23 protein-coding genes are annotated in these 26,284 nt (G+C 73.5%); 17 read left to right on the top strand and 6 right to left on the bottom strand.

Features of this window, described 5'->3' with window-relative positions:
• Window positions 1-9: 9 nt before the first annotated feature.
• Window positions 10-525, top strand: a complete 516-nt coding sequence (locus tag FHR36_RS33230) for a hypothetical protein (protein WP_253803421.1) — start codon at window positions 10-12, stop codon at window positions 523-525.
• A gap of 37 nt (window positions 526-562) precedes the next feature.
• Here the strand turns inward: FHR36_RS33230 and FHR36_RS33235 are convergent, their stop codons facing one another.
• Window positions 563-2,248, bottom strand: coding sequence for a carbohydrate binding domain-containing protein (locus tag FHR36_RS33235; RefSeq protein WP_253803422.1), 1,686 nt, complete (start codon window positions 2,246-2,248; stop codon window positions 563-565).
• A 385-nt stretch (window positions 2,249-2,633) separates the two neighbouring features.
• Here FHR36_RS33235 and tdh point away from each other — a divergent pair, with 385 nt between their 5' ends.
• From tdh to FHR36_RS33260, 5 genes are all read left to right on the top strand, one after another.
• Window positions 2,634-3,662 carry an L-threonine 3-dehydrogenase gene (tdh, locus tag FHR36_RS33240; protein WP_253803423.1) on the top strand — a complete coding sequence of 343 codons (1,029 nt, stop codon included), beginning with the start codon at window positions 2,634-2,636 and terminating at the stop codon, window positions 3,660-3,662.
• Window positions 3,663-3,701: 39 nt separating this feature from the next.
• The gene (locus FHR36_RS33245; RefSeq protein WP_253803424.1) at window positions 3,702-4,892 is read left to right on the top strand and encodes a glycine C-acetyltransferase; all 1,191 of its coding nucleotides are present in this window, start codon (window positions 3,702-3,704) and stop codon (window positions 4,890-4,892) included.
• A 543-nt stretch (window positions 4,893-5,435) separates the two neighbouring features.
• Entirely contained in the window at window positions 5,436-7,274 is a 1,839-nt protein-coding gene (locus FHR36_RS33250) for a phosphatase PAP2 family protein (RefSeq protein ID WP_253803425.1), read from the top strand.
• A 4-nt stretch (window positions 7,275-7,278) separates the two neighbouring features.
• Entirely contained in the window at window positions 7,279-8,220 is a 942-nt protein-coding gene (locus FHR36_RS33255) for a LysR family transcriptional regulator (protein WP_253803426.1), read from the top strand.
• A 125-nt stretch (window positions 8,221-8,345) separates the two neighbouring features.
• Window positions 8,346-9,233: a Gfo/Idh/MocA family protein gene (locus tag FHR36_RS33260; RefSeq protein WP_308199721.1), complete on the top strand. Its 888-nt coding sequence runs from the start codon at window positions 8,346-8,348 to the stop codon at window positions 9,231-9,233.
• A gap of 43 nt (window positions 9,234-9,276) precedes the next feature.
• On the opposite strand, the gene FHR36_RS33265 is transcribed toward FHR36_RS33260, so the two are convergent.
• Both FHR36_RS33265 and FHR36_RS33270 read right to left on the bottom strand, forming a co-directional pair.
• Window positions 9,277-10,488: an MFS transporter gene (locus FHR36_RS33265; RefSeq protein WP_253803429.1), complete on the bottom strand. Its 1,212-nt coding sequence runs from the start codon at window positions 10,486-10,488 to the stop codon at window positions 9,277-9,279.
• A 202-nt stretch (window positions 10,489-10,690) separates the two neighbouring features.
• Entirely contained in the window at window positions 10,691-12,205 is a 1,515-nt protein-coding gene (locus FHR36_RS33270) for an alkaline phosphatase family protein (protein WP_253803431.1), read from the bottom strand.
• Window positions 12,206-12,401: 196 nt separating this feature from the next.
• On the opposite strand from FHR36_RS33270, the gene FHR36_RS33275 reads away from it, so the two are divergent.
• From FHR36_RS33275 to FHR36_RS33300, 6 genes are all read left to right on the top strand, one after another.
• Window positions 12,402-13,169, top strand: a complete 768-nt coding sequence (locus tag FHR36_RS33275; RefSeq protein ID WP_253803432.1) for a GntR family transcriptional regulator — start codon at window positions 12,402-12,404, stop codon at window positions 13,167-13,169.
• A gap of 117 nt (window positions 13,170-13,286) precedes the next feature.
• On the top strand, window positions 13,287-14,252 hold the full coding sequence (locus FHR36_RS33280; RefSeq protein WP_253803434.1) for a phosphatase PAP2 family protein: 966 nt from the start codon (window positions 13,287-13,289) through the stop codon (window positions 14,250-14,252).
• Between the two features lie 191 nt (window positions 14,253-14,443).
• Window positions 14,444-14,770 (top strand): WXG100 family type VII secretion target, encoded by a 327-nt coding sequence (locus FHR36_RS33285; protein ID WP_253803436.1) that lies wholly within the window; start codon window positions 14,444-14,446, stop codon window positions 14,768-14,770.
• On the top strand, window positions 14,767-15,909 hold the full coding sequence (locus FHR36_RS39665; RefSeq protein WP_308199710.1) for a WXG100 family type VII secretion target: 1,143 nt from the start codon (window positions 14,767-14,769) through the stop codon (window positions 15,907-15,909). The genes FHR36_RS33285 and FHR36_RS39665 overlap by 4 nt, the downstream gene beginning before the upstream one ends.
• Window positions 15,906-16,145 (top strand): hypothetical protein, encoded by a 240-nt coding sequence (locus tag FHR36_RS33295; protein ID WP_253803438.1) that lies wholly within the window; start codon window positions 15,906-15,908, stop codon window positions 16,143-16,145. The genes FHR36_RS39665 and FHR36_RS33295 overlap by 4 nt, the downstream gene beginning before the upstream one ends.
• Window positions 16,146-16,204: 59 nt before the next feature.
• The gene (locus FHR36_RS33300; RefSeq protein ID WP_253803440.1) at window positions 16,205-16,528 is read left to right on the top strand and encodes a hypothetical protein; all 324 of its coding nucleotides are present in this window, start codon (window positions 16,205-16,207) and stop codon (window positions 16,526-16,528) included.
• 3 nt (window positions 16,529-16,531) lie between these two features.
• Here FHR36_RS33300 and FHR36_RS33305 read toward each other — a convergent pair whose 3' ends face one another.
• The gene (locus FHR36_RS33305) at window positions 16,532-17,293 is read right to left on the bottom strand and encodes a class I SAM-dependent methyltransferase (RefSeq protein ID WP_407660877.1); all 762 of its coding nucleotides are present in this window, start codon (window positions 17,291-17,293) and stop codon (window positions 16,532-16,534) included.
• A gap of 75 nt (window positions 17,294-17,368) precedes the next feature.
• Complete coding sequence (locus FHR36_RS33310; RefSeq protein ID WP_253803444.1) at window positions 17,369-18,100, bottom strand: SDR family NAD(P)-dependent oxidoreductase; 732 nt, start codon at window positions 18,098-18,100, stop codon at window positions 17,369-17,371.
• 95 nt (window positions 18,101-18,195) lie between these two features.
• Here FHR36_RS33310 and FHR36_RS33315 point away from each other — a divergent pair, with 95 nt between their 5' ends.
• The 5 genes from FHR36_RS33315 to FHR36_RS33335 all read left to right on the top strand — a co-directional run bounded on the left by FHR36_RS33315 (window position 18,196) and on the right by FHR36_RS33335 (window position 25,604).
• Window positions 18,196-19,047 (top strand): LysR family transcriptional regulator, encoded by an 852-nt coding sequence (locus tag FHR36_RS33315; RefSeq protein ID WP_253803446.1) that lies wholly within the window; start codon window positions 18,196-18,198, stop codon window positions 19,045-19,047.
• A 129-nt stretch (window positions 19,048-19,176) separates the two neighbouring features.
• Window positions 19,177-20,865 (top strand): acyclic terpene utilization AtuA family protein, encoded by a 1,689-nt coding sequence (locus tag FHR36_RS33320; RefSeq protein ID WP_308199711.1) that lies wholly within the window; start codon window positions 19,177-19,179, stop codon window positions 20,863-20,865.
• Complete coding sequence (locus tag FHR36_RS33325; RefSeq protein ID WP_253803448.1) at window positions 20,862-22,460, top strand: acyl-CoA carboxylase subunit beta; 1,599 nt, start codon at window positions 20,862-20,864, stop codon at window positions 22,458-22,460. The genes FHR36_RS33320 and FHR36_RS33325 overlap by 4 nt, the downstream gene beginning before the upstream one ends.
• 11 nt (window positions 22,461-22,471) lie before the next feature.
• Entirely contained in the window at window positions 22,472-24,394 is a 1,923-nt protein-coding gene (locus tag FHR36_RS33330) for an acetyl/propionyl/methylcrotonyl-CoA carboxylase subunit alpha (RefSeq protein ID WP_253803450.1), read from the top strand.
• A gap of 43 nt (window positions 24,395-24,437) precedes the next feature.
• Window positions 24,438-25,604: an acyl-CoA dehydrogenase family protein gene (locus FHR36_RS33335; protein WP_253803452.1), complete on the top strand. Its 1,167-nt coding sequence runs from the start codon at window positions 24,438-24,440 to the stop codon at window positions 25,602-25,604.
• A 28-nt stretch (window positions 25,605-25,632) separates the two neighbouring features.
• Here the strand turns inward: FHR36_RS33335 and FHR36_RS33340 are convergent, their stop codons facing one another.
• Window positions 25,633-26,256 (bottom strand): class F sortase, encoded by a 624-nt coding sequence (locus FHR36_RS33340; RefSeq protein ID WP_253803454.1) that lies wholly within the window; start codon window positions 26,254-26,256, stop codon window positions 25,633-25,635.
• Window positions 26,257-26,284 lie beyond the last annotated feature (28 nt).

Below are 26,284 nucleotides of genomic sequence, written 5' to 3' on the forward strand. Positions count from 1 at the left end.
ACTGGCGGCATGGCGGGAGCATGGGAGATCGTCGGGTCGGGGTTGGGGGCGGTGGCCACCCTGGCGGGTGTGCTGGCGGGCGGACGGATCGGCAGCCGGTCGCAGGAGCGGCAGTGGGGGAGGGACGCCGGGCGGGACGCCTGCGGCGACGTGCTGCGCGGCTATGCGGTGATCTACTCGCAGTTCAGCCACTGGGCGCGGCGCGGCGAGGAGCCGGACATCGACTGGCCGGAGTGGAACCGGGCGCTCAGCCTGGTCCGGCTGGTCGCGCCGCCCGCGGTGGTCGCCGCGGCCGACGCGATGGACGCCGAGCTGTGGGTGATCAGCCGCGAACTGCGCGGCGGCCGGGTCGGGCTGGAGCGCTGGCTGCACCTGCGTGAGCCGCTGGAGGCCCGCCATCTCGAGTTCGTCAACGCGGCCCGAGAGAGCCTGGTGCCCGGCACCGGCCGGCTCACCCGGGCGGTGGGGCGGCCGCCGGAGAGCCACGCGATGTGGCAGGTGCCCGGGCAGGCCGCACAGGACTGAGGTCCCCGCCGGCGGGCCGGCGGGGACGTGCCCGGTCTCAGCCGGTGAAGCCGGCCGTGATCGAGGTGAACTGCCAGTCGTTCTGGGCGATGCCGGAGCAGGACTCCTGCAGCCCGCCGCCGGCGCAGCCGCGGTCGCGGTTGACCGACCAGAAGGCCAGTCGGGCGATGTGGTTGGCGTTGGCCCAGTTGCGGATGTCGGTCCAGTTCTGGACGGTGGTGACCTCGGCGTTGTCGCTGACGCCGTTCATGCCGGAGAGGCCGACGTGCGCGTAGGCGGTGGCGTCGTCCCAGCCGAAGGTGGACTTCAGCTTGTCCTTCAGACCGTTCGCGGCGCCGACGGTGGCGGCGTACATGTCGGTGGAGGCGTTGCCGAAGTCGAACGGCATGAGCGTGAAGACGTCGATGTCGGCGCCGAGGGCCTTGGACTGCTCGATCAGCCGGTTGCCGTAGGAGGTCGGGCCGGTGGTCGAGGTGCCGAAGGTGACGATGGTGTGCAGCCCCGGGTTGTTCTGCTTGACGATCTTCAGCGCGCCGAGGATGCGGTCCTGGACGGTGGGGTTCTCGAACTCGTCGGTGTTCTCGATGTCGATGTCGATGGCCTTGAGCCCGTACGCGCTGATCACCGACTGGTAGGCGCCGGCCAGGGCGTTCGCGTCGGCGCAGTTGGGGCCGAGCTTGTTGCCCTGCCAGCCGCCGAAGGACGGGACCACGTCGCCGCCGGCCGCGCGCACGGCGTTGATGGTGGCCTGGTCGACGCCGCCGGTCAGCGGGCGCTGGCCGTCCCAGGCCGCGTTGCAGCCGCCGGAGGAGAGCACGAAGGCCAGGGTGAACCACTTCACCCCGGTCGCGTTCATCACCGTGGTCGCGGCCGGCGGGTTGCCCCAGCCGTTGTAGAGGTACGGCGCGGCCTGCTTGAAGCCGGAGGTCCCGCCGCCGCCCGCGCCGGTGCTGACGGTGACCGGGTTGGAGGCGGCCGAGGCGTTGCCGGCCGCGTCGTGCGCCTTGACGGTGAAGGTGTACGCGGTGGAGGCGGCCAGGCCGCCCACGGTGGCACTGGTGCCGGTGACCGTCGCGACCCTGCTCGCGCCCTGGTACACGTCGTACCCGGTCACCCCGACGTTGTCGGTGGCGGCCGTCCAGGACAGCGAGACGGAGGAGGAGGTCGTGCCGGTGGAGGTCAGCGAGCCCGGTGCGGTGGGCGCCTGGGTGTCGCCGGTGGAGCCGCCGCCGCCCGGTCCGTCCAGGCTGATGTCGTCCGCGTAGTAGGTGCCCTGGCCGTACCAGCCGTTGAGGTAGATCTCGGCGGTGGTCTGCGAGGCGCCGGTGGTGAAGGAGACCGACAGCTGCTGGTACGAGGCGGCGGACGGGGTCCAGGTGGAGGCGCCGCCGGTGACGCCCAGGTAGACGTACGCGCCCTTGACCCAGCCGGACAGCGAGTAGGTGGTGTTGGGCTGCACCTGGACGGTCTGCGTGCACTTGGCGTTGTCGCTGCTGCTCGCGGCGCCGGCCAGCGCCTTCGACCCGCTGTGGACCGGGCTCGACACCACCGAGCCGAGCCCGCCGGTGCAGGACCAGCCGGACAGCGTTCCGGTCTCGAAGCCCGGGTTGGTCAGGATGTTGGCCGCGTGCGCGGTGCTCGGCGCGGTCAGCGCGGCGGCCGTCGCCAGCAGCGCGGCGAGGCCGGCGGCGGGCAGGCGGGTACGTCGGGGACGGGCGTGCACGGGGGTACCTCCAGTGGGGGAGTGGGGGTGGAGGTGCGTGGGAGCGCGGACAACAAAATGGACTGGACCAATTGCTCATGTCAAGAGGTGTCCGCGGTTCGGCCGTGCCATGTGACGTGATGTCAAAGTCCCGAACGCGGACCGGGAGCGACTGCTCCGTACGGGTGGACCACGGCACGCCGCCGGACGCCCCGGCGCGCCGCCGGGGTGCAGCTCGGCGAGGATCGTTCAGCCCAGCTGTGGCCCCCGTTAAGAATTCCTCGATGGACCGCACCCCCTCCGACCAGGCAGATTTCACCCTGCCCGGCCGGTCGCGGCCGCACGCCGGGCCTGCCCGGACCTGCCCTCACCAGGTCCGTCCCTCCGTGCGTCAGGAGCGCCCGCAGTGAAGGCACTGGTCAAGCAGCACGCCGAACCCGGACTCTGGATGATCGACGTCCCCGAGCCGGAGATCGGCCCCGCCGACGTGCTGATCAAGGTGCTGCGCACCGGCATCTGCGGAACCGACCTGCACATCCGCAAGTGGGACGGCTGGGCGCAGCAGACCATCCGGACGCCGATGACCATCGGCCACGAGTTCGTCGGCGAGGTCGCTGCCGTGGGCGCGGCCGTCGCCGACATCAACGTCGGCGACCTGGTGAGCGGCGAGGGCCACCTGGTCTGCGGCAAGTGCCGCAACTGCCTGGCCGGCCGCCGCCACCTGTGCCGCAACACCGTCGGTCTCGGCGTCAACCGCGACGGCGCTTTCGCCGAGTACGTCGCGCTGCCCGCCTCCAACGTCTGGGTCCACCGGGTGCCGGTCGACCTCGACGTCGCCGCGATCTTCGACCCGTTCGGCAACGCCGTGCACACCGCGCTCTCCTTCCCGCTGGTCGGCGAGGACGTGCTGGTCACCGGCGCCGGCCCGATCGGCATCATGGCCGCCGCCGTCGCCAAGCACGCCGGCGCCCGCAACGTGATGATCACCGACGTCTCCCCGTACCGCCTGGAGCTGGCCCGCCAGGTCGGCGTCTCGCTCGCCCTCGACGTCTCGCAGCACACCATCGAGGAGGGCCAGCAGAAGCTCGGCCTGCGCGAGGGCTTCGACGTCGGCCTGGAGATGTCCGGCCGCCCCGAGGCGATGCAGTCGATGATCGCCAACATGACCCACGGCGGCAAGATCGCCATGCTGGGCCTGCCGGCCGACGACTTCCCGGTCGACTGGGCGCGGATCGTCACCTCGATGATCACCATCAAGGGCATCTACGGCCGCGAGATGTTCGAGACCTGGTACGCGATGTCCGTCCTGCTCGAAGGCGGCCTCGACCTCAGCCCGGTGATCACCGGCCGCTACGCCGCCACCGACTTCGACGCCGCCTTCGACGAGGCCGCCGGCGGCAACTGCGGCAAGATCATCCTCGACTGGACCGTCTGAAACCCCTCGAACCACCCGAACCCCGACAGGAGCTTCCCGTTGTTCGACAACGTCCGCGACGACCTCGCCGCCACCCTCGACGAGATCCGTGAGGCCGGCCTCTTCAAGCCCGAGCGGGTCATCGGCAGCCCCCAGTCCGCCTCCGTGACGGTCACCTCCGGCAACGGCGCCGAGGTCCTCAACTTCTGCGCCAACAACTACCTCGGCCTCGCCGACCACCCCGACGTCATCGCCGCCGCCAAGGACGCCCTCGACCGCTGGGGCTACGGCATGGCCTCCGTCCGCTTCATCTGCGGCACCCAGGACGTGCACAAGGAGCTCGAACAGCGCCTCTCGCACTTCCTCGGCCAGGAGGACACGATCCTCTACTCCTCCTGCTTCGACGCCAACGGCGGCGTCTTCGAGACCCTCCTCGACGAGCGCGACGCGGTCATCTCCGACGCCCTCAACCACGCGTCGATCATCGACGGCATCCGCCTCTCCAAGGCCCGCCGCCACCGCTACGCCAACCGCGACCTCGCCGACCTCGAGAAGCAGCTCCAGGACACCCAGGACGCCCGCCGCCGCCTCGTCGTCACCGACGGCGTCTTCTCCATGGACGGCTACATCGCCCCGCTCCGCGAGATCTGCGACCTCGCCGACCGGTACGACGCCATGGTCATGGTCGACGACTCGCACGCCGTCGGCTTCGTCGGCCCCGGCGGCCGCGGCACCCCTGAGCTCCACGGCGTCATGGACCGCGTCGACATCATCACCGGCACCCTCGGCAAGGCCCTCGGCGGCGCCAGCGGCGGCTACGTCGCCGCCCGCCGCGAGATCGTCGCCCTGCTGCGCCAGCGCTCCCGCCCGTACCTGTTCTCCAACTCGCTCGCCCCCGTCATCGCCGCCGCCTCGCTCAAGGTCCTCGACCTCCTCGAGACCTCCGGCGACCTGCGGGAACGCCTCGCGGCCAACACCGCGCTGTTCCGCTCGAAGATGACCGACGCCGGGTTCGAGATCCTGCCCGGCGAGCATGCGATCGCCCCCGTCATGATCGGCGACGCCGCGAAGGCCGGCCGCCTCGCCGAGCTGCTCCTCGAGCGCGGCGTGTACGTCATCGGGTTCTCCTACCCCGTCGTCCCGCACGGCCAGGCCCGGATCCGCGTCCAGCTCTCCGCCGCCCACTCCACCGAGGACGTGGAGCGCGCCGTCGCCGCCTTCATCGACGCCCGCGACGCGCTCGACGCCTGACCCCACGGCGCGGACCCCACCCTCACCCGCGCCCTCCCCACAGCCGCCGGCCCCCACCCTCGATCCACCGGGCCGGCGGCTGTCTTTTGCTTCTCAGGGGCTCGGGGAACTGCGAGGCCGACCCCGAGGGTGGTGAGCGTGCTCGATTTGGCGGGCCCCGGGAGTGGGTGGCCGAGCACCCGGGGTCGACCGTTCTCGTCTTCTGCAGGCGCTCACCATCAGGGGCTCGGGGAACTGCGAGGCCGACCCCGAGGGTGGTGAGCGTGCTCGTTCTGGCGGGCCCCGGGAGTTGGTGGCCGGCCGAGGACCGCTCCCGGGGTCGGCCGTTCCTGTACCTGAGCCGCTCCCGGGGTCGGCCTCGCGGTTCCCCGAGCCCCTGATGGCTGGGGTCGCGGTTCCCCGAGCCCCTGGTGGGTGGGGTCGCAGTTCCCCGAGCCCCCGATGGTTCTCCGAAGTTCCCCGATGGTTCCCTGATCGGCCCGTCGGGGTGCGGAGCGGCGGGTGGGGCTGGAGAGTCGGAGGGGGTCGAGGAGAGGAGTCGGGATGCCGGTGAGCCGGGCCGTCCCCGTGGGGCGGCGGTTCGGGGTGGTCTCGGCTGGGGTGGTGCCGGCGTGCTGGGTGGTGGTGCTGCTGGGGGTGGCGGTGCTCACGTGGCGGGAGCTGGCGGCCGCCGCAGGCGGCGCGCAGCTGGCGCTGCCGCAGGCGGTCGCCCCGTCCCGGGTGCTGCTGGTGGGTGTGGCGCTGGGCGCGGTCGCGGGTATCGGGGTGCTGGTGGGCCGCCGTCCGCCGCCGGGTCTGCCGTTCCCGCGGGCGGTGGCGCCGGCGGGGGCGGCGGCGGTGCTGGTGGGGGCGGAGTTGCGGGGGCATCCGGCGGACGCGGTGCTGACGGTGGGGTGCATCGCGCTGGTGCTGGCGGAGATGGTGGGGGAGGGCCGCCGGCCGGGCGGGGTCGCGCTGGGGGTGGCGATCGCGGTGCAGCCGACGTTCGTGTTGTTCGCGGTGGTGCTGTGGTTGCGGCGCCGGCGGGGTGCGGCCGCGGTGGCGCTGGCGGTGGCGGCGGCGGTGCAGGGGGTGGTCTTCGGGGCGGATCCGGCGGGGGCGGCGGCGCGCTGGGAGCGGTTGACGGATGCGGCGGCGGATCTGGGCAATCAGTCGTTGCCGGCGGTGCTGTCGCGGCTGGGTCTGGCCGGTCCGGGTCTGGTGGCGGGCTGGCTGGCGCTGGCGGTGCTGGTGGCGGTGGTGGCGGTACGGCGGGCGCGGGTGTTCACCGCGGACGGTCAGCCGCTGCTGGCGCTGGGCGTGGTGGGGTGTGCGGCGACGGCGGCGGCGGCGTACGCGGGGCCGGCGGATCTGGGGTGGCTGCTGCTGGCGGCGACCGGACGGCTGGGGCGGCGTCCGGAGGACCGGGTGCTGTGGCCGGTGGCGGCGGTGATGGCGGCGCTGCTGCCGAGCAGCCTGTTCGATCCGCACATCGAGCCGGTGACGAGCTTCCTGCTGCGCAACACTCCGGCGATGGTGCTGCTCGCGGCGGCGGCGGTGCTGCCGTTCCGGCGGCGCGGGGATCCGCTGTGGGTGGTGCGGCGGGTGGCGGCGCCAGAGGTTGCGCGGCCGCCGTTCGGGCTGCGCGGCCTGCCGCTGCTGCCGGCCGGGCTGCGTCCGGTGTCGCGGCCGAACCTGCTGCTGGAGCTGCTGCTCATCCAGGTCGGGTACGGGATCTACACGTGGATCCGCAACGCGGTGCCGGACCGTACCGAGCAGGCGATGGCGCACGCGATGGCGGTGGTGCGGGTGGAGCGGATCCTGCACGTGGACGTCGAGCACCTGTTGAACGCGTTCGCGTTGCGGACGCGCTGGGTGCTGGAGGCGGGGCTGCAGTACTACAAGAGCCTGCACTTCACCGTTCCGCTGGCGGTCCTGGTCTGGCTGTACCTGTGCCACCCGGAGCGGTACCGCACCGGCCGGACGGTGCTCTTCGCGGCGACCGGGCTGGCCCTGCTCGGCTTCTGGGGCTACCCGCTGGCCCCGCCGCGGCTGACCCCGGGGGCGGGGATGAGCGACACCCTGCCCGGGAAGGTGGGCACCGCGCCGCTGGGCGCGCTCACGGCGCTGACCAACCAGTACGCGGCGATGCCGTCGCTGCACGTGGCGTGGGCGGGCTGGTGCGCGCTGGTGGTGGTGACCACCAGCCGCAGTCCGTGGGCGCGGGGGCTGGCCCTGACGTACCCCGTGCTGACGCTGTTCGTGGTGGTGTCGACCGCGAACCACTGGGTGCTGGACGCGGTCGGCGGGGCGGCGGTGCTGCTGGCCGGCGCCATGGTCCAGTACTCGCTCACCGGTCGGCTGCTGGTCGACCGGGCACCGCCGACCTGCTGGCAGAATTGAGCCCGTGATCGACGCACGACGGCTGCGGACCCTGCGGGCCGTGGCCGACCACCGCACCGTGACGGCCGCCGCGGCCGCGCTCTACCTCACCCCCTCGGCGGTCTCCCAGCAGCTCGCCGCCCTGGAGCAGGAGACCGGCCACCACTTGCTGCTGCGGGACGGCCGCGGGGTGCGGCTGACCGCCGCGGGCGAGATCCTGCTGGTCCACGCGGACGCCGTGCTGGCCCAGCTCGAACGGGCCGAGGCCGACCTCGCGGCGTACAGCGAGGGCGCGTCCGGCGAGGTGACCGTCGCCGCGTTCGCCACCGGCATCGCCCTGGTGCTCGCCCCGGCGATCGGCGCGCTCGCCGCGAGCGCCCCCGGGGTGCGGCTGAAGGTGCTCGACGCCGAGGGCGACGCCAGCCTGCCGATGGTGCTGGACGGGCGGGCGGACATCGCGGTCGCGGTCGAGTACCGGGGCGCGCCGCGCGCCGACGACCGGCGGATCACCCGGCTGCCGCTGTACGCGGAGCCGTTCGAGGCGGTTCTGCCGCTCGACCACCCGCTGGCCGCGGCCCCCGGGGCGGTCGCCGTGGCGGACCTGGCCGCCGAACCGTGGATCGGCCCCTACCCCGGCAACCCGTGCCACGACGTGGTGCTGCTGGCGTGCGAGCATGCCGGATTCCAGCCGCGCCTGGTGCACTCCTCCGACGACTTCCGTGCCGTGGTGGCGCTCGCCTCCGCCGGGGCGGGCGTGGCGCTGGTGCCCCGCTCGGCGCTGGGTGGCACCGACCTCGCCACCGTGGCGGTCCGGCCGGTGGACAGCGACCTGGCCACCCGCAAGGTGTTCGCGGCGGTGCGCAGCGGCGCCGAGGACCACCCCCTGATCCGGCCGGTGCTCGGTGCACTGGCCGCCGCGGCGGAACGGCTCGACCGACTCGAATCGGCCGATCTGACCGCATCCTGACTGCTCAGCAGCATGACTGGCATATGCTCCTGGCAGGCTCGGCCGGGCGACCGACCCGGCGGCATCCCACCCTCGCAGGAGCGCATCCGATGAGCGACCACCACCTCGACCTCGACGGCGCGACGATCCCGGTCGCCGTGATCGGCCTCGGCGACATCGCCCAGAAGGCCTACCTCCCGGTGCTCACCAGCCAGCCCGGGCTCGACCTGCGGCTGATGACCCGCTCCCGTGACAAGCTGGACCGGATCGGCGACGCGTACCGCATCCCGCACCGCTACACCGACCTCGACGAGGTCATCGGGAGCGGCATCCGGGCCGCCTTCGTGCACGCCTCCACCGACCAGCACGTGCCGATCGTGGAGCAGCTGCTGCTGGCCGGCGTCGACGTGTACGTGGACAAGCCGCTCGACCATCACCTGGCCGGCGCCCGGAAGCTGGTCGACCTCGCCGAGTCGACCGGCCGCTCCCTGCTGGTCGGCTTCAACCGGCGCCACGCGCCCGGCTACCTGCTCGCCAAGGAGCGGCCGCGCGATCTGATCGTGCTGCAGAAGCACCGCGAGGGCCTGCCCGAGGAGGCCCGCAGCCTGGTCTTCGACGACTTCATCCACGTCGTCGACACCCTGCGCTTCCTGGTCCCCGGCGAGATCGAGCACGTGGACGTCCGCTCGCGCAGCCGAGGCGGACTGGTCGAGCACCTCGTCCTCACCCTCGCCGGGGCGGGTTTCACCGCCCTCGGCATCATGAACCGGCTCTCCGGCTCCACCGAGGAGGTGCTGGAGGTCTCCGGCGGCGACTCCAAGCGGGTCGTGGTCAACCTCGCCGAGGTGATCGACCACCGCGGCCAGCCCACCGTCCGCCGCCGCGGCGACTGGGTCCCGGTCGCCCGCCAGCGCGGCATCGAGCAGGTCGTGCTGCACTTCCTGGAGGCCGTCCGCGCCGGCAAGACCCTCTCCGCCCGCGATGCGCTGCGCACCCACGAACTGTGCGAGCACATCGTCGAGCAGATCGGCTGACCCGCCGGCGGTCGACCCCGTCGGCTGGTTATCGGACGGCGGGTTATCGGACGGCGAGTTCCCGGATCCGGGCGCGGCCCCGGGTCCGGGCGGTGGCCGTCAGCGCGGCCAGCACCGGCGTCGCCGCCAGCGCCAGGCAGGCGGGCAGCGGCAGCCGGTCGGCGAGCAGGCCGACCAGGGCGGTGCCGGCCGAACCGCCCGCGTTGAAGGCCGCGTTGACCCAGGCGCCGGCCCGGGTGCGCTGCTCAGGACCGGCCAGCTCGTCGGTGAGCAGGTAGGCGGTGGTGAGGGTCGGTGCCACTGTCACCCCGGCCAGCGCGGCGACCGCCGCCAGCACCGGGAGCGTCGGGGCGAGCGCGGCCAGCGCCAGCGCGGTGCCGAGACCGCCGGTCAGCACGGCGAGCCGGATCCGGGCCGGCGCCCGCCAGTCGAGGGCGCCGAGCGCCAGTCCGCCGACCGCGCTGCCTCCGGCCAGGGCCGCCTCCACCCAGGCGGCGTCGGCGGGTTGGCCGTGCCGACCGGCGAACACCACCGTCAGCAGACCGAACGCGCCCAGCCCCGCACCCACCCCGGCGGCGGACGCCAGCGGCTGGCGGGTGCGCAGCAGCAGCCGCCACGGGCGCGAACGGCCGCCGCCGGCCGCGGAGTCGGCGCGGGCCGAGCCCAACTCGCCGCGGACGGACGCCGCCAACGCGAGCGTCCCGGCCAGGACCAGGACGGCGCCGAGCACCACGCCGAGCGCCGGACGGGCCGCCGCGGCGATCAGCCCGGCCACCAACGGGCCGGTGACGTACAGCAGTTCCTCGGCGACCGTGTCCAGGCTGTACGCCCGGCGGCGCAGGTCCGGATCGGCCAGCAGCGCGCTCCACAGCGCCCGGGTGACCGGTCCGAGCGGCGGGGCGAGCATCCCGGCCGCGGCGGCGAGGGCGAGCAGGACGGCGAACGGGACGCCCGGCCGCCAGGTGGCGGCGGCCAGACCGAGCAGCACCAGCGCGTAGCCCGCCGCCATCGGCGGCAGCGCCCGGCGCGGGCCGAACCGGTCGACCAGACCGGCCCGGACGGGGGAGAGCACCACGGTGGCGGTCGCGAAACCGGCCATCACCCAGCCGGCCCGCGCGTACGAGCCGGTGGTGCCGGTGACGGCGAGCAGCAGGGAGAGCGGGACGATGCCGTAGGAGAGGCGGCCGGTCAGGGCCGCGGCGAAGATCCGGGCGGCGCCGGGCGTGCGCAGCACCGTCGCATAGGACGTAGACATGGGAAGGGTTCCTCGGAAGCTGGCGCGCGGCGCGCGCCGGTGAACAGGGACGCCGAAGGACCGCACCGCCGTCGGGGCGCGGTCGCGGTCCGGGTCCTAGTCACGGATGAGGAACATGGAGGCGATGGTAGGGCACGCCCGGCCGGTGTCGCCACCGGCCGGCCGCGGAACTCTGGAGTCGGGTCGGGATCCGGACGGTGCGTCAGGAGGTGACGGCGACCTGGTCCACCGTCCAGAAGGCGCTGTTGGTGCCGGTGTAGCGGAACTGGAACTGCGCGGTCGTGGCGCCGGCCGGGACGGTGACCGGCAGCTTCTCGAAGCCGTTCAGGTCCGAGCGGTACGACTTCACCAGCTGCGGGGCGGAGTTGTCGAAGACCACGTAGACGTCGCCGGTCTGCGGGCCGTCCACCTTGTAGTCGGTGGCGAAGGAGAGGGTGGCGACGGCGCCGCCGGTGACCGGGTAGCGCGGGCTGACCAGGGTGGAGTCGAACTGCCCGGCGCCGTGCGCCTTGTCGTCCCACTCGTCGGAGTCGGCCACCGCGAAGACGTTGCGGGCGCGGACGTTGGTCTCCCGGGACTGGCCGAGCTGGGTGGCGGTCCAGAACTCGTCGGTGGCGAAGGCCCAGCCGCGCCACTCGGTGACCCCGCCGCTGGGCATCCGCGCGTTGTCGATGGACCAGCCGCTCGGCGGGGTGTGGGTGAAGCCCTTGATCGTGGACGCGATGCCGGTCTCGTCCACCCGGCTCTGCAGGGTCGGCCGCAGCGTGTCGAAGGCGTCCGGGGTGATCTCGTCGATCGGCCGGCCGTCCAGCCGCCAGGCCGGGTCGATCGCGGCGCCCTCGTGCTTGAGCACGGTCGGCGCGATGTCGACGAGCCTGACGTCCTTGCGGGTGGACCCGGCGGGGTAGCCGGCACCGTCGGCGATGACGAAGGTCTGCCGCTCGTTGGCGCTGTTGCCGCCGTGGCCGCCCGCGTCGGTGTGGCCGTGGTCGGTGGTCACCAGGATCTGCCAGTCCTCCGCGGCGTACGTCGGGCGGGTGCGCAGGGCCTGCACCACCTGGCCGACCAGGCCGTCCACCGCGTGGATGGCGGCGAGGTACTGGCTGGAGGCGCCGCCGTAGCTGTGGCCGGCCTCGTCGACCTCGTCGAAGTGCAGGAAGGTCAGGTCCGGGTTGCCGTTGGTGAGGTAGTCGGCCGCGTCGGCGGCGGTCCTGACGTCGTCCTCGCTCTCGGCGATCCGCACATCGGCCCGGCCGTTGAAGACGTTGGCGGTGATCGGGTTCCAGGAGCCGATGACCAGGGTGGCGGCAGCCGGGGCGGCGCTCTCCAGGCGGCTGGCGAAGTCCGGGTAGAGGTCGAAGTGCGAGCCGGCGAAGGTGTTGTCCTTGACGCCGTGCTTGTCCGGCCAGACGCCGGTGCCGATGGTCGACCAGCCGGGGCCGGACAGGGTCGGCGCCATCGGGTCGGCGTACAGGTTGGAGGTCGCGGTCATGCCGCCGGACATCAGCGCCTTGAGGTTGGGCGCATCGGCGGCGAGCAGCTTGTCGTACCGGGTGCCGTCGATGCCGATGACCAGCGTCTTGCTCTGCTTGGTCCCGTTCGGCAGGCCCCGGTACGGGCCGGTGGCGGCCGAGGCGTGAACGGCCGACACCGGCAGCAGCACGGCGGTGACGGTGGCGGCGGCGAGGGTGGTCCTGAGGGCGCGGGCGATGCGCACGGGGGCTCCCTGGGGAGAGGACGACGCGGTGCGGTTGCACCGGTGACGACGATGGGGCGGCCCGGCGAGGCGGAGCCCTCCGCGAGTCCACCGGCGCATGAACAGCCGCCGAAATTCAGTCCAGACCGGTTATCATTCCGTGACCTTGACGTCCGGTCGCACCGGCACCGCCGGCCCGTCCCGATAGGGTGTCGCGGTGAACCACGGGAGCCCGCAACCACCGGTCACCGCCGCCCGCTCGGGCGTCCCCGAGCACGGCCGGGTGCCGAAGTACTACCAGGTCAAGGCCCGCCTCGAGGACCTGCTCGCCGAGCTCGGCCCCGGCGGCCGGCTGCCCGCCGAACTCGACCTCGCCGCCCGCTACGGCGTCTCCCGGGCCACCCTCCGCCAGGCGCTGCGCGACCTGCTGCTCGAAGGCCGGCTGCGCCGCCACGGCCGTGGCACCGTGGTGGCGGGCCCGAAGATCGAGCAGCCGCTCTCCCTGGTCAGCTACACCGAGGGCGTCATCCGCCAGGGCATGCGGCCCGGCCGCACCCTGATCACCCTGGACCGGCTGCCCGCCGACCCCCCGATGGCCGAGCGGCTCGGCCTCGCCGTCGGGGAGACGGTCTGGCACCTGGAGCGCGTCCTGTACGCCGACGAGGAGCGGATCGGCCTGGAGAGCACGTACGTCGCCGCCGCCCGAGTGCCCCGGCTCGACCGCGACTTCGACCCGGCCGGCTCCTTCTATGCCTACCTGCGCGAGCAGGGCGTCCTGCTCGGCGGCGCCGACGAGCGGATCGAGACGGTGCTCGCGACCCCGCGCGAGGCGCTGCTGGTCGGCACCCCGCCCGCCCTGCCGATGCTGCTGCTGCACCGCCGCAGCCGGGACGCCGCCGGCGCCCCGCTGGAGCAGGTCCGCACCCTCTACCGCGGCGACCGCTTCAGCTTCACCCTCCACCTGGGCGCCCCGACCCCCGCGTAGACGGGGCCGACAACCGGCCTGGTGACGGGCCTACCCGGGAGCTGTCTGGGAATCCGCTGAGTGCGTGGGCGGACCACTTGAGGATTCTCAAAGACGGCGTTGCTAGCTTTGCCCGACATGATCGACCTGTCCAACCTGGCACCCCGCTCCCGGCTCCGGTTCCAGCCCCGCCTGCTGGCCTGGCCGCTCTTCGCCCTCGCCCTCCTCTGGTACCTGCACCGCTTCGGCCTGCCGTACCAGAACGACGTGGTCTTCTGCTGGCTGATCGGCGCCCTGATCGCGGCCTCGGTCCACAGCGGCGGCCGCACCGGCTGGCTGCGCGTCCTGCGCGACTGGCTGCCCGTGATGGCTGCCGTCTGGACGTACTCGCTGCTGCGCGGGTACGGCGCCCACACCCCCTGGGCGCCGCACTGGTCGCCGCAGCTCGCCTTCGACACCTTCGTCGGCGGCGGCGAGACGTGGACCGTCCGGCTGCAGCACTGGCTGTACACCCCCGGCCAGGTGCACTGGTACGACTACGCGGCCGTCGGCGTCTACATGTCGCACTTCTTCGCCACCTTCGTCCTGCTCGCCGTCCTGTGGCGCCGCCGGCACGACCGCTTCCGCGCCCTGCTCGCGCTCTACCTCGCGGTCACCTTCGCCGGCTTCGCCACCTATGTGCTCTACCCGGCCGACCCGCCGTGGCTGACCTCCGTCCAGGGCCACCTGCCCGAGGTCACCCGGATCGTCTCGGCCGTCCTGGACCAGATCGGGCTGCCCCGGGCCGGCTCGCTCTTCGAGAACGGCAGCCGCTTCGCCAACGACGTCGCCGCGATGCCCTCGCTGCACGCCGCGTACCCGATGATGCTGGCCCTGTTCTTCTGGCCGACCGCCGGCCGCGCCCTGCGGGTGCTGCTGGTCGCCTACCCGCTGGCGATGGCGTTCACCCTGGTCTACGGCGCCGAGCACTTCGTGATCGACATCCTGGCCGGCTGGACCTACGCCGTCGTGCTGTCCTTCGCGCTGCACCGTCTGGCCGCCCGCCGGCAGGCGAGAGCCACCGCCGCGCGCGCCGCGGCGTCGACCGCACCCGCCACGACCTGACGGTCGTCGCCCCCGCCGGACCGCGGCCCGGCCGGCGGGGGAGGAGTGCCACGTACCGCCGTCGTGCTCCCCGTATCTTCATACTCCCCGTACCTTCACCGACCGGTGACCGGGCCTTTGCCCTCGCATGGAGATCCCTTGCCCGGCCCGTCAGTACGGTGAGCGGGCCACCACGGGGAAACGGGGAGCGGATGAGCACGGGGCAGTTCCAGGTCCATCCCGGCGCGGTCAGCGCGCTGGCCGGACGGTTCGACAGCGAGAAGGGCGAACTGACCGGACGGACCGAGCAGTTCGCCGCCCGGGCCGGCCAGGTCGGCGAGGCCTTCGGACTGCTCGGGGTCTGCGACGGCGCCGCCGGGAAGTACGCGGACATGCTCGACGGCACCCTCAAGGCGCTCGGCCAACTGGCCCAGGTCCTGGACAGCGACGCCCAGCGCCTGCGAGCCAACGCCGCCGCCTACCGCCGCTCCGACGAGACCGCCCAGCAGCACGTGCGGGCCCTGGACGGTGCGGTGTGAGCGTCAACGACTGGATCGACGGCAAGGTCCTGGACATCCTCCAGGCCTTCGGCGTCGAACTGCCCGGCGGGGACGGCGACCGCCTCCGCTCCATCGCCGCGGCCTGGGACACCATGGGCGACGACCTCGCCGCCGTCGCCCGGGCCATCGACTCCGCCGTCACCGCCACCGACGAACGCGACTGGTCCGGCGACGCCCGCCAGGCCTTCGAGCAGCACTGGCAGCAGCAGAAGCAGACCGTCGACCAGGTCGCCGGCAACTTCCACCAGGTCGCCCAGGGCCTGCGCGCCTACGCCGACGAGATCGACACGATCAACAAGGCGATCATCGACATCTGCGTCCAGATCGCCGAGATGGAGGTGGCCGGCTTCGCGCTCTCCTTCGTCACCGCCGGCATCTCCGACCTGGTCGCCAACACCGCCGTCGCCGCCAAGGTCGCCAAGGTGGTCGACCTGGTCGAACTGTTCACCACCGCGGCCGAGAAGGTCGCCGCCCTCCTGGAACGCTTCCTCGGCCTCGTCGAGGAGACCGCCGCCACGCTCGGCAAGGTGCTCACCACCGTGGCGAAGTTCGGTGCCGACTTCGTGAAGACCACAGCCGAGAGCTTCGTCACCAACTTCGTCGCCGACACCGGCAGTGCCGTGGCCAACCAGGCGGTCACCGGCCAGCAGATCGACCTCGGTGCCGACGCGCAGAACGGCGCCCTCGCCGCCGCCGGTACCGCCGCCTTCACCGGACTCGGCGGCGCCGCCGCCCGCGGCGCCGGACTGACCGGCGGATTCGGCCGCTTCCTGACCGGCGAAGGCCTCGCCGGCACCGCGGCCAACGGCGCCGCCGGCAACATCGCCGGCGGCCTCGTCGTCGACGGCGCCAACGGCAAGGACGCCACCACCCTCTGGGAGGACGCCCTCACCAACGCCGCCACCGGCGCCGCCGGCAACGCCCAGAACCACGCGGTCGCGGGCCACCTGGAAGAGCACGGCATGCTCGGCGGCGAGAACCGCAGCGACCGCGCGAAGCTCGCCGACCGATCCTTCGAGGACGCCTTCGGGACCACCCTCAACACCGGCGTCTACGCGGCCGGTTCGGGCATCGAGTCGGACCTCCAGCAGCTCGCCGAGAGCGGGAGCGGCACATGACCCTGCTGGCCGCCGTCATCCACCCCTCACCGACCGACCGCCACGTCTTCGGCCTGCTCGACCTCCTGTGGGCCGCCGTCATCGGCATCGGCCTGCTCCTGATCGCCATCGGCGCCACCCTCGCCGCCAAACTCCGCGGCCGCCCCGGCCGCGGCCCCGGCGACCGCCTGCTCGGCCCGCTCTTCGTCGCCGCCGGCCTCGCCGTCGCCGCCGGCGGACTCCTGCTCATCCTCTGAGCCAAGGCGTGAGACAGTCGGGCAGCCGACCGCACCCGCGCCCCCGACCGGAGGTCCCCGTGACGTTCGAATCCCCGCTAGCGCGGGCCCTGGCCTCCGACCAGCGCCCGGCCTTCCTCGCCCGGCTCGGGTACGAGCTCGCCATGGCCGAGCGCTCGGCCTACCGCGACAGCGACCTGACACCCGAGCAGGCCCTGCGGCTGGTCGCCTTCCTCAACGAGGTCCGACTGGTGCTGGCGAACCAACTCGTCGCCGACACCACCGGCGCGCTGGTCGGCCACCCCGACGACGCACTGATCGAGCGCCTGGCCCAACTCGTCCACCGGGCCGACATGGGCCCGTTCTGGGCCCGTACGGTCGACCGGGCCGCCCGCCCCCGGTAGCGGCTACGCAACCCGCCGGGCGAGGTGGACGGTGAGGTCGGCGGCCAGCTCGATCCGTGCGGGGAGGACGGCCGCGATGCGCTCGAACGCCTGCTCCCGCGTGCGCGGTGGCAGCATCAGGTACGCCGAGACGGTCGACAGGTGGCCCACGTACGCGCGGGCGGTGACCGTCAGCCGCCGCTCCTGAACCGACTGCCGGACGTCGGTGAACCACGGGGAGCGCAGGAGCTCCGTGCCGGGCCACTGCATGGCACGGTCCGGCGGCGTCCCGTCCGGGGAGGGGATGTCGTCGCTGTCCAGGAACGGCGCCCGGGCCGTCCGGACGGCCTCCTCCACCGCCGGGTCGGCGGGTCGGACCGGGCCGCCGAAGGAGGCGAACACGCCACCGGGCTCCAGCAGTGCGGCCGTCCGCGACCAGCGGCCCTCGGGATCGGTCCAGTGCAGTGCCGCGGCCGCGTACACCAGCCCGTACGTCTCGTCCGGCCGGACGTCCTCGAACGCGGCCCGCACCGTCCGGACCTCCGCGGGCACGTGCCTGCGCAGCTCGGCGAGCATCGCCGGGTCGGGTTCGGTCGCGGTGACCGCGACGCCGCGTGCGGCGAACAGGCGGGTGGCCTTGCCCGTCCCGGCGCCGATCTCCAGCGCGGTGCGCAGCGGCCGCCCCGCGTACCCGGCGACCAGGTCGAACAGCTCCGGCGGATACCCCGGGCGGTACCGCTCGTACGCCGCCGCGATCGCTCCGAAGCTCCGTGCGCGCTCAGCCATGTGCAGCATGGTGGCACGGGCCGCCCGCCAACTGCGACCGTCAGCGACAGTTGGAGAGCCCCTCGCTGATCGACGTCACCAGGGCACTACGCCGGCGTCGTCGAAGAACTGGCCCGTCGGGCCGTCGTCGGGCAGCGTCGCGAGCTTAATGGCGATGGCCGCGCCCTGTTCGGGGGTGCGCACGCCCCGGAAGCCGTTGAGGTCGGTCGCGACGTAGCCGGGGCAGCCGGCGTTGATCAGGATGTTCGTGCCGCTCAGCTCCCGGGCGTACTGGAGGGTGACGGCGTTCAGGAACGTCTTCGACGGCGAGTACGCCACGGCCACCGGACCTGCGGTCAGCTCACCGGCGGTCCCCGACTGCAGGGTGAGGGAGCCGACACTGCTGGACATGTTCACGATCCGCGGTGAGGCGGAGCGGCGCAGCAGCGGCATCATCGCGTTGGTGACGCGGATGACGCCGATCACGTTGGTCTCCACGACCGTGCGGACGGTGGCGGGGTCGACGCGGGTGGGCTCCTGCGGCATGGTGCCGCTGATGGCGGCGTTGTTGACGAGCACGTCGAGGCGCCCGGCCTGTTCCTCGATCAGCCGTGCGGCGGCGGTCGCGCTCGCGTCGTCGGTCACGTCCAGCGGTACGCCGAACGCGTCGACGCCGGCCGCGCGCAGACTCTCCACCGCGGCCTGGCGACGCCGATCGTCGCGGGCACCGACGCCGACGCTCCAGCCGAGGGCGCCCAGGCCTGCGGCGATCTCGTAACCGATTCCCTTGTTTGCGCCGGTGACCAGCGCAATCGTTCGTTCGCTCATGGGGACCATGCTGCTCCCGGACCCCGGCGGTGGTCCAAGACCGATTGGGTGGGCAACGATACCTTCCAGGTATTGATCCGGAGTACCGTGGCCGGATGGAGACCAGGGAACTGCGCTACTTCGTCGCTGTCGCCGAAGAGTTGCACTTCGGGCGCGCCGCGCAGCGGCTCGGGATCGCACAGCCGCCGCTGTCACGGACGATCCAGCAGCTCGAACGCCGGCTCGGGGCAGCGCTGCTGGACCGGACGAGCCGCACCGTCACGCTGACCGAGGCCGGCTCGGTGCTGCTGGTCGAGGGCCGGGCGGCCCTCGACGCGGTCGAAGCGGCCGAGCGCCGGACCCGCCGCGCCGCCCTTCCCTCGACCGGCCGTCCCGGCCTGGTCCTGGTCACGAAGGCCAGTGCGTCCCGCGAACTGCTGGCGAACCTGCTGGACGCGTACGCCGCCGAACCCGGCGCCGTCCCCGTCGACGTCATCCTCTGCGGCCCGGGCGAGCAGGAACGACTTCTGCGCGAGGGCCGGGCCGACGTGGCGCTGCTGCACCGTCCTTTCGACTCGACGGCCGGGTTCCACACCGAGGAACTCGGCGCGGAGGGCCAGGTTGTGGTCCTGCCGGCCGGGCATCCGCTCACCGTCCGGACGCATGTGCACATGGCCGACATCACGGGGCTGCCCGGCCTGCCCCTGCCGCGCTGGCCCGACCCCGACGGCACCTACCCGCCCGGCCCCGGCCCGCAGGTCCGCGACCACGCGCAGCTGTTGCAGCTCGTCGCGCTCGGCCGTGCCTGCGCGGTCTCACCGGAGTCGTGCCGAGCTCAACTGCACGGTGACCTCGCCGCCGTACCCGTGCTGGACGCACCCAAGGTCACCACCGTGATCGCCTGGCCGCCGCACAGTCGGTCCAGAGCCGTCGCCGACCTGGTCCGGACTGCGACCCGTCTCCGGTAGTTCCCCTACGCCTGGCCAGGTTCCACCTGCCGTGTCCGGGCTCACTCGGCAAAAAACAAGCATGCACGCTTGATTTGTTCGGCGCCCGCTGCCAGGCTGCTGCCGAAGCCAGCGCAGGGGAGGCGTGCAGTGCTGCGGATCGGCAACGCGTCCGGGTTCTACGGCGACCGTTTCGCCGCGTTCCGGGAGATGCTCGAACAGGGGCCGCTCGATGTGCTCACCGGCGACTACCTCGCCGAGTTGACCATGTTGATCCTGGCCCGCGACCGGATGAAGGACCCGGGGCTCGGCTATGCCCGCACCTTCCTCCGCCAGGCGGAGGAGTCGCTGGCGCTCGCCCTGGAGCGCGGCGTGCGGATCGTGGTGAACGCGGGCGGGCTCAACCCGGCCCGGCTCGCCGCCGCGCTCGCCGAACTCGCCGACCGGCAGGGCCTGTCGGCCCGGATCGCCCATGTCACCGGCGACGACCTGCTGCCGCGCGCCGCCGAGTTCGGCCGTACCGACCTGCTGGCCGCCAACGCCTACCTGGGCGCCGGCGGCATCGCCGCCTGCCTGACGGCGGGCGCGGACGTGGTGGTGACCGGCCGGGTGACCGATGCCGCGCTGGTGGTGGGCCCCGCGATGGCGCACTACGGCTGGGGTCAGGGCGACCTGGACGCGCTGGCCGGCGCGGTGGTGGCCGGCCACGTGCTGGAGTGCGGCGCCCAGGCCACCGGCGGCAACTACGCCTTCTTCCGCGAGCACGACATCACCCGCCCGGGCTTCCCGATCGCCGAGGTGTACGCCGACGGCAGCAGCGTCATCACCAAGCACCCGGGCACCGGCGGCGCGGTGACCGTCGAGACGGTGACCGCCCAACTGCTGTACGAGACGGGCGGTCCGCGCTATCTCGGCCCGGACGTCACGGCCCGGCTGGACACCGTCACCCTCGCCGAGGACGGCCCGGACCGGGTCCGGATCGGCGGGGTGCGCGGCGAGGCGCCGCCGGCCACGCTCAAGGTCGGCCTCAACCGGCTCGGCGGCTTCCGCAACGAGGTGGTCTTCGTCCTCACCGGGCTGGACATCGAGGCCAAGGCCGACCTGGTCGAGCGCCAGCTGACCGCCGAACTGACCGACCCCCCGGCCGAGGTGCGCTGGACCCTGGTCCGGACCGACCGCGCCGACGCGGACACCGAGGAGACGGCCAGCGCCCTGCTGCGGCTGACCGTCCGCGACCGGGACGAGCGCCGGGTCGGCCGCGCGGTCACCACCGCTGCCGTGGAGCTCGCGCTGAGCGGCTACCCCGGCTTCCACGTCACCGCGCCGCCCGGACCCGGCAGCCCGTACGGCGTCTTCGAGTCGGTGGCGGTGGACGCCAAGAGCGTGGAGCACACCGCGGTGCTGCCCGACGGCACCCGCCTGCCGATCGATGCGCCGGCCGTGACGGCGACCACCCCGGACGAGGCGCCCGAACTGCCCGCGCTGCCCCGGCCGTTGCCGGAAGTGCCGACCCGCCGCGCCCCGCTCGGCCTGGTCGTCGGCGCGCGCAGCGGCGACAAGGGCGGCGACGCCAACCTCGGCGTCTGGGCCCGCAGCGACGCCGGCTGGCGCTGGCTCGCACACACCCTCACCACCGACCTGCTGCGCGAACTCCTGCCAGAGGCGGCCGAGTTGACCCTCGAACGCCATCTGCTGCCGAACCTGCGGGCGGTCAACTTCACCCTCGCCGGACTGCTCGGCGAGGGGGTGGCCGCGCAGGCCAGGTTCGACCCGCAGGCCAAGGCCCTGGGGGAGTGGCTGCGCTCCCGGTACGTCGACATCCCGGAGGTCCTGCTGTGACCGTCCTGCCCACCCGCCTGGACACCGGCGGCCCCGAGCACACCGCCAACCGCGCGGCGATGCTGACCAGGCTGGCCGACCTGGACACCGAGCACGCCAAGGCGCTGGCCGGCGGCGGCCCCAAGTACGTGGACCGCCACCGCGGTCGGGGCAAACTGCTGCCCCGCGAGCGGATCGAGCTGCTGATCGACCCGGACTCGCCGTTCCTCGAACTCTCCCCGCTCGCCGCCTGGGGCAGCGACTACCCGGTCGGCGCCGCCCTGGTCACCGGCATCGGGGTGATCGAGGGCACCGAGTGCGTGATCACCGCCAACGACCCGACCGTGCGCGGCGGCGCCAGCAACCCGTGGACGCTGCGCAAGGCGCTGCGGGCCAACGAGATCGCGCTGCGCAACCGCCTGCCGCTGGTCAACCTGGTGGAGTCCGGCGGGGCCGACCTGCCCAGCCAGAAGGAGATCTTCATCCCGGGCGGCGCGCTGTTCCGCGACCTGACCCGGCTGTCGGCCGCCGGAATCCCCACCGTGGCCGTGGTGTTCGGCAACTCCACCGCCGGCGGCGCGTACGTGCCCGGCATGTCCGACCACGTGGTGATGGTGAAGGAGCGGGCCAAGGTCTTCCTCGGCGGGCCGCCGCTGGTGAAGATGGCCACCGGCGAGGAGGCCGACGACGAGTCGCTCGGCGGCGCCGAGATGCACGCCCGCACCTCGGGCCTGGCCGACCACTTCGCCGTCGACGAGCAGGACGCCTGCCGGCTCGCCCGGCGGATCGTCCACCGCCTGCACTGGCGCAAGCAGGGCCCGGCGCCGCTCCACCCGGTCGAGCCGCCGCGCCACGACGAGGAGGAGCTGCTCGGGATCGTCCCCGGCGACCTCAAGGTGCCGTTCGACCCGCGCGAGGTGATCGCCCGGGTGGTCGACGGCTCCGACTTCGACGAGTTCAAGCCGCTGTACGGCGCCAGCCTGGCCACCGGCTGGGCCACCGTCCACGGCTACCCGGTCGGCATCCTGGCCAACGCGCAGGGCGTGCTGTTCAGCGAGGAGTCGCAGAAGGCCGCCCAGTTCATCCAGCTCGCCAACCAGCGCGACATTCCGCTGCTCTTCCTGCACAACACCACCGGCTACATGGTCGGCCAGGCGTACGAGCAGGGCGGCATCATCAAGCACGGCGCGATGATGATCAACGCGGTGGCCAACAGCCGGGTGCCGCACATCTCGGTGCTGATGGGCGCCTCGTACGGGGCCGGGCACTACGGCATGTGCGGGCGGGCGTACGACCCGCGGTTCCTGTTCGCCTGGCCGAGCGCCAAGTCGGCGGTGATGGGGCCGCAGCAGCTGGCCGGGGTGCTCTCGATCGTGGCCCGGCAGTCGGCGGCGGCGAAGGGGCAGCCGTACGACGAGGACGCGGACGCGGCGATCCGCGCCATGGTGGAGCAACAGATCGAGGCCGAGTCGCTGCCGGTGTTCCTCTCCGGGCGGCTCTACGACGACGGTGTGATCGACCCGCGGGACACCCGCACCGTGCTGGGTATCTGCCTGTCCGCGATCCACAGCGCCCCGGTCGAGGGTGCGCGCGGCTACGGCGTCTTCCGGATGTAGGGGGCTGTTCCATGATCACCCGACTGCTGGTCGCCAACCGGGGCGAGATCGCCCGGCGGATCTTCCGCACCTGCCGGGAACTCGGCATCGCCACGGTGGCCGTCCACTCCGACCCGGACGCCGGCGCGCCGCACGTGCGCGAGGCCGACACCGCGGTACGGCTGCCCGGCGCCGCCCCCGGCGACACCTACCTGCGCGCCGACCTGATCGTCCGGGCCGCGCTGGACGCCGGCGCCGACGCCGTCCACCCCGGCTACGGATTCCTGTCCGAGAACGCCGAGTTCGCGCGCGCCGTGGTGGACGCCGGACTCACCTGGATCGGCCCGCCCGCCGAGGCGATCGCCGCGATGGGATCCAAGACCGAGGCCAAGCGGCTGATGGCCGCCGCCGGCGTCCCCGTGCTGAGCGTCGGACCCGAACCCACCGAGGCCGACCTGCCGCTGCTGGTCAAGGCCGCGGCGGGCGGCGGCGGCCGCGGCATGCGAGTGGTGCACGCCCTCGCCGACCTGCCGGAGGCGCTGACCGCCGCCCGGGCCGAGGCCGCCCACGCCTTCGGCTCCGACGAGGTGTTCTGCGAGCCGTACCTGCCCAGCGGGCGCCACGTCGAGGTCCAGCTGATGGCCGACCGGCACGGCACCGTCCTCGCGGTCGGCGACCGGGACTGCTCGCTGCAGCGCCGCCACCAGAAGGTGATCGAGGAGGCGCCCGCCCCCGGCCTGCCCGAGGAACTGCGCACCGAACTGCACGCCGCCGCCGTCGCCGCCGCCCGGGCGATCGGCTACGAGGGCGCGGGGACGGCCGAGTTCCTGCTCGCCCCGGACGGCCGGTTCTTCTTCCTGGAGATGAACACCCGCCTCCAGGTCGAGCACCCGGTCACCGAAGCGGTCACCGGACTCGACCTGGTGGCTCTCCAACTGGCCGTCGCCGAGGGCGAGAAGCTGCCCGACCTGGCACCGGCGACGGTCGGCTGCGCGATCGAGGCGCGGCTGTACGCCGAGGACCCGGCCCGCGACTGGCAGCCCGCCACCGGCACCCTCCACCGCCTCGAACTGGCCGCGCCGTACCAGGAGTTCGAGGGCCGGGGGGTGCGGCTGGACGCCGGCATCGAGGCCGGCGGCGAGATCACCGTCCACTACGACGCGATGCTCGCCAAGGTGATCGCCTGGGCACCCACCCGGGCCGCCGCCGCCCGCCGGCTCGCCGATGCGCTCTCCCGCGCCCGGATCCACGGCCCGGCCACCAACCGGGACCTGCTGGTCCGCTCGCTGCGCCACCCGGCCTTCCTCGCCGAGCGGCTGCACACCGGCTTCCTCACCGAGCACGGCGGTGAACTCACCGCGCCGGACGGCGGATCCACCGGGCTCGCCGCGCTGGTCGCCGCCCTCGCGGACGCCGCCGCACGCCGTACCGCGCTGCCCTCCGGGTGGCGCAACCTGCCCTCCCAGCCGCAGGTCAAGCGCTACCGCGCGGCCGACGGTGGGGAGTCGGAGGTGCGCTACCGCCTCACCCGTGACGGGCTGCTCGCCGACGGACACTCGGGCACCGTGCTGGTGGCCGCCGCGCCCGAGGAGGTGACGCTGCTGGTCGACGGCCTGCGGCAGACCTTCCGGGTGGCCGCGTACGGCGCCGAGGTGCACGTGGACGGCCCGCGCGGCGCGGTCGCGCTCACCGCGCTGGAGCGCTTCCCGGACCCGGCCGCCCAGGTCGCGCCCGGCAGCCTGCTCGCCCCGATGCCCGGCACGGTGGTGCGGATCGCCGCCAAGGCCGGCGACAGCGTGACCGCCGGCCAACCCCTGCTCTGGCTGGAGGCGATGAAGATGGAGCACCGCATCACCGCCCCCGCCGACGGGCTGCTCACCACCCTCCACGTCACCCCCGGCGACCAGGTCACCCCCGGCGCCGTCCTCGCCGTCATCGAACCGGCCGGCCCCTGAGGCCTGTCTGACGGCTTTCGAACCGACCCGAAGGAAAGGTCCCATGTCCGCGAACCACCTTCTCGAGTCCACCGAGCAGAAGTCCCTGCGCCGCGCCGTCGGCGACCTCGCCCGCCGCTACGGCCCGGCGTACTTCCAGGCCAAGGCCCGGGCCGGCCAACCCGTGGAGGAGCTCTGGGCCGAGGCCGGAAAGCTGGGCTACCTCGGCGTCAACCTGCCGGCCGAGTACGGCGGCGGCGGTGCCGGCATCACCGAACTGTCGATCGTGCTGGAGGAGTTGGGCGCGGCCGGCTGCCCGCTGCTGATGATGATCGTCAGCCCGGCGATCTGCGGCACGGTGATCGCCCGGTTCGGCACCGAGGAGCAGAAGCGGCAGTGGCTGCCGGGCCTGGCCGATGGCAGCCGCCGGATGGCCTTCGGCATCACCGAGCCCGACGCCGGCTCCAACTCGCACCGGATCTCCACCGTCGCCCGCCGCGACGGCGAGGACTGGGTGCTCTCCGGCCGGAAGGTGTTCATCTCCGGCATCGACCATGCCGACGCCGTGCTGTTCGTCGGCCGCACCGAGGACGCCCGCACCGGCCGCCTCAAGCCCGCGCTGTTCGTGGTCCCGCGCGACACCCCGGGCTTCGAGTACACCGCCATCCCGATGGAACTCACCGCCCCCGAGAAGCAGTTCCAGGTGTTCCTGGACGACGTCCGGCTGCCGCCCGAGGCGCTGGTCGGCGACGAGGACGCCGGTCTGCTGCAGCTGTTCGCGGGCCTGAACCCCGAGCGGATCATGACGGCGGCGTTCACCCTCGGCATGGCCCGCTACGCGCTGTCCACCGCCGTGGAGTACGCCAAGACCCGGACGGTCTGGGACGCGCCGATCGGCGCCCACCAGGGCATCGCCCACCCGCTGGCACAGTGCTCCATCGAGGTGGAGCTGGCCCGGCTGATGATGCAGAAGGCCGCGCACCTGTACGACGCGGGGGACGACCTGGGCGCCGGCGAGGCGGCCAACATGGCCAAGTACGCGGCGGGGGAGGCGTCCTGCCGGGCGGTCGACCAGGCGGTGCACACGCTGGGCGGCAACGGCCTGACGCAGGAGTACGGGCTGGCGGCGCTGATCACCGCCACCCGGGTGGGCCGGATCGCGCCGGTGAGCCGGGAGATGATCCTCAACTACGTCGCCCAGCACACCCTGGGCCTGCCCCGGTCGTACTGAGGTGGACCGGGCCCCGGCGGGCGGAGCGTCAGCGAGCCGCGGTGAGGTGCGAGAACACCACGACATTCGACTGATAGCCGGTCTTCCTGTCGTACGTGCCGCCGCAGGTGATCACGTGCAGCTCCGCACGGTCGGTCGGCCCGTACACCAGGTCGGTCGGGACGGCGTCCTTCGGGAACAGCCGGACGCTGTCGACGGTGAACACCGCGGTCTTCCGGTCGCGGCGGACCACCTCGATGGTGTCCCCGCGGCGCAGCAGGCCGAGCCGGTAGAAGACGGTCGGCCCGGAGTGGTTGTCGACGTGCCCGACGGTGAGCGCGTTGCCCGCCGCGCCGGGGGTGGGGCCCTGGCGGTACCAGCCGACCAGGTTGCGGTTGTCCATCGGTGGGGAGGCGAGGTGGTCCTGGTCGTCCAGCCCGACGTCGGTCACCGGGGCGTCCACCTTGATGGCGGGGATCCGCATCCGGACCGGCGGCGAGGCGGGCAGCGGCGGGGCGGCGGGCACGCGGCTGCCGCCGGGGTCCGCCCCGGCCGAAGGGGTGCCCGTGTCCGCTGAGGGGCCCGGCTGCGGCGGGGCGGAGCCGGTCGACCCGTCGTTGATCAGCCAGGCCCCGGCGCACAGCGCGAGCGCCACGGCCCCGGCAGTGAGCATGCCGGAACCGTGGCGCGCACGGCGGGGA

It is taken from the genome of Kitasatospora cinereorecta (assembly GCF_024172095.1).
GTDB classification, from domain to species: Bacteria; Actinomycetota; Actinomycetes; order Streptomycetales; family Streptomycetaceae; genus Kitasatospora; species Kitasatospora cinereorecta.

Excerpts from the sequence above, each read along its gene's own strand:
- FHR36_RS33310 (WP_253803444.1), bottom strand. The coding sequence starts at position 18,100 with ATGAGCGAACGAACGATTGCGCTGGTCACCGGCGCAAACAAGGGAATC.
- FHR36_RS33285 (WP_253803436.1), top strand. The coding sequence starts at position 14,444 with ATGAGCACGGGGCAGTTCCAGGTCCATCCCGGCGCGGTCAGCGCGCTG.
- FHR36_RS33330 (WP_253803450.1), top strand. The coding sequence starts at position 22,472 with ATGATCACCCGACTGCTGGTCGCCAACCGGGGCGAGATCGCCCGGCGG.
- FHR36_RS33315 (WP_253803446.1), top strand. The coding sequence starts at position 18,196 with ATGGAGACCAGGGAACTGCGCTACTTCGTCGCTGTCGCCGAAGAGTTG.
- FHR36_RS33280 (WP_253803434.1), top strand. The coding sequence starts at position 13,287 with ATGATCGACCTGTCCAACCTGGCACCCCGCTCCCGGCTCCGGTTCCAG.
- FHR36_RS33250 (WP_253803425.1), top strand. The coding sequence starts at position 5,436 with ATGCCGGTGAGCCGGGCCGTCCCCGTGGGGCGGCGGTTCGGGGTGGTC.
- FHR36_RS33340 (WP_253803454.1), bottom strand. The coding sequence starts at position 26,256 with ATGCTCACTGCCGGGGCCGTGGCGCTCGCGCTGTGCGCCGGGGCCTGG.
- FHR36_RS33335 (WP_253803452.1), top strand. The coding sequence starts at position 24,438 with ATGTCCGCGAACCACCTTCTCGAGTCCACCGAGCAGAAGTCCCTGCGC.
- FHR36_RS33295 (WP_253803438.1), top strand. The coding sequence starts at position 15,906 with ATGACCCTGCTGGCCGCCGTCATCCACCCCTCACCGACCGACCGCCAC.
- FHR36_RS33230 (WP_253803421.1), top strand. The coding sequence starts at position 10 with ATGGCGGGAGCATGGGAGATCGTCGGGTCGGGGTTGGGGGCGGTGGCC.
- FHR36_RS33265 (WP_253803429.1), bottom strand. The coding sequence starts at position 10,488 with ATGTCTACGTCCTATGCGACGGTGCTGCGCACGCCCGGCGCCGCCCGG.
- FHR36_RS33305 (WP_407660877.1), bottom strand. The coding sequence starts at position 17,293 with ATGGCTGAGCGCGCACGGAGCTTCGGAGCGATCGCGGCGGCGTACGAG.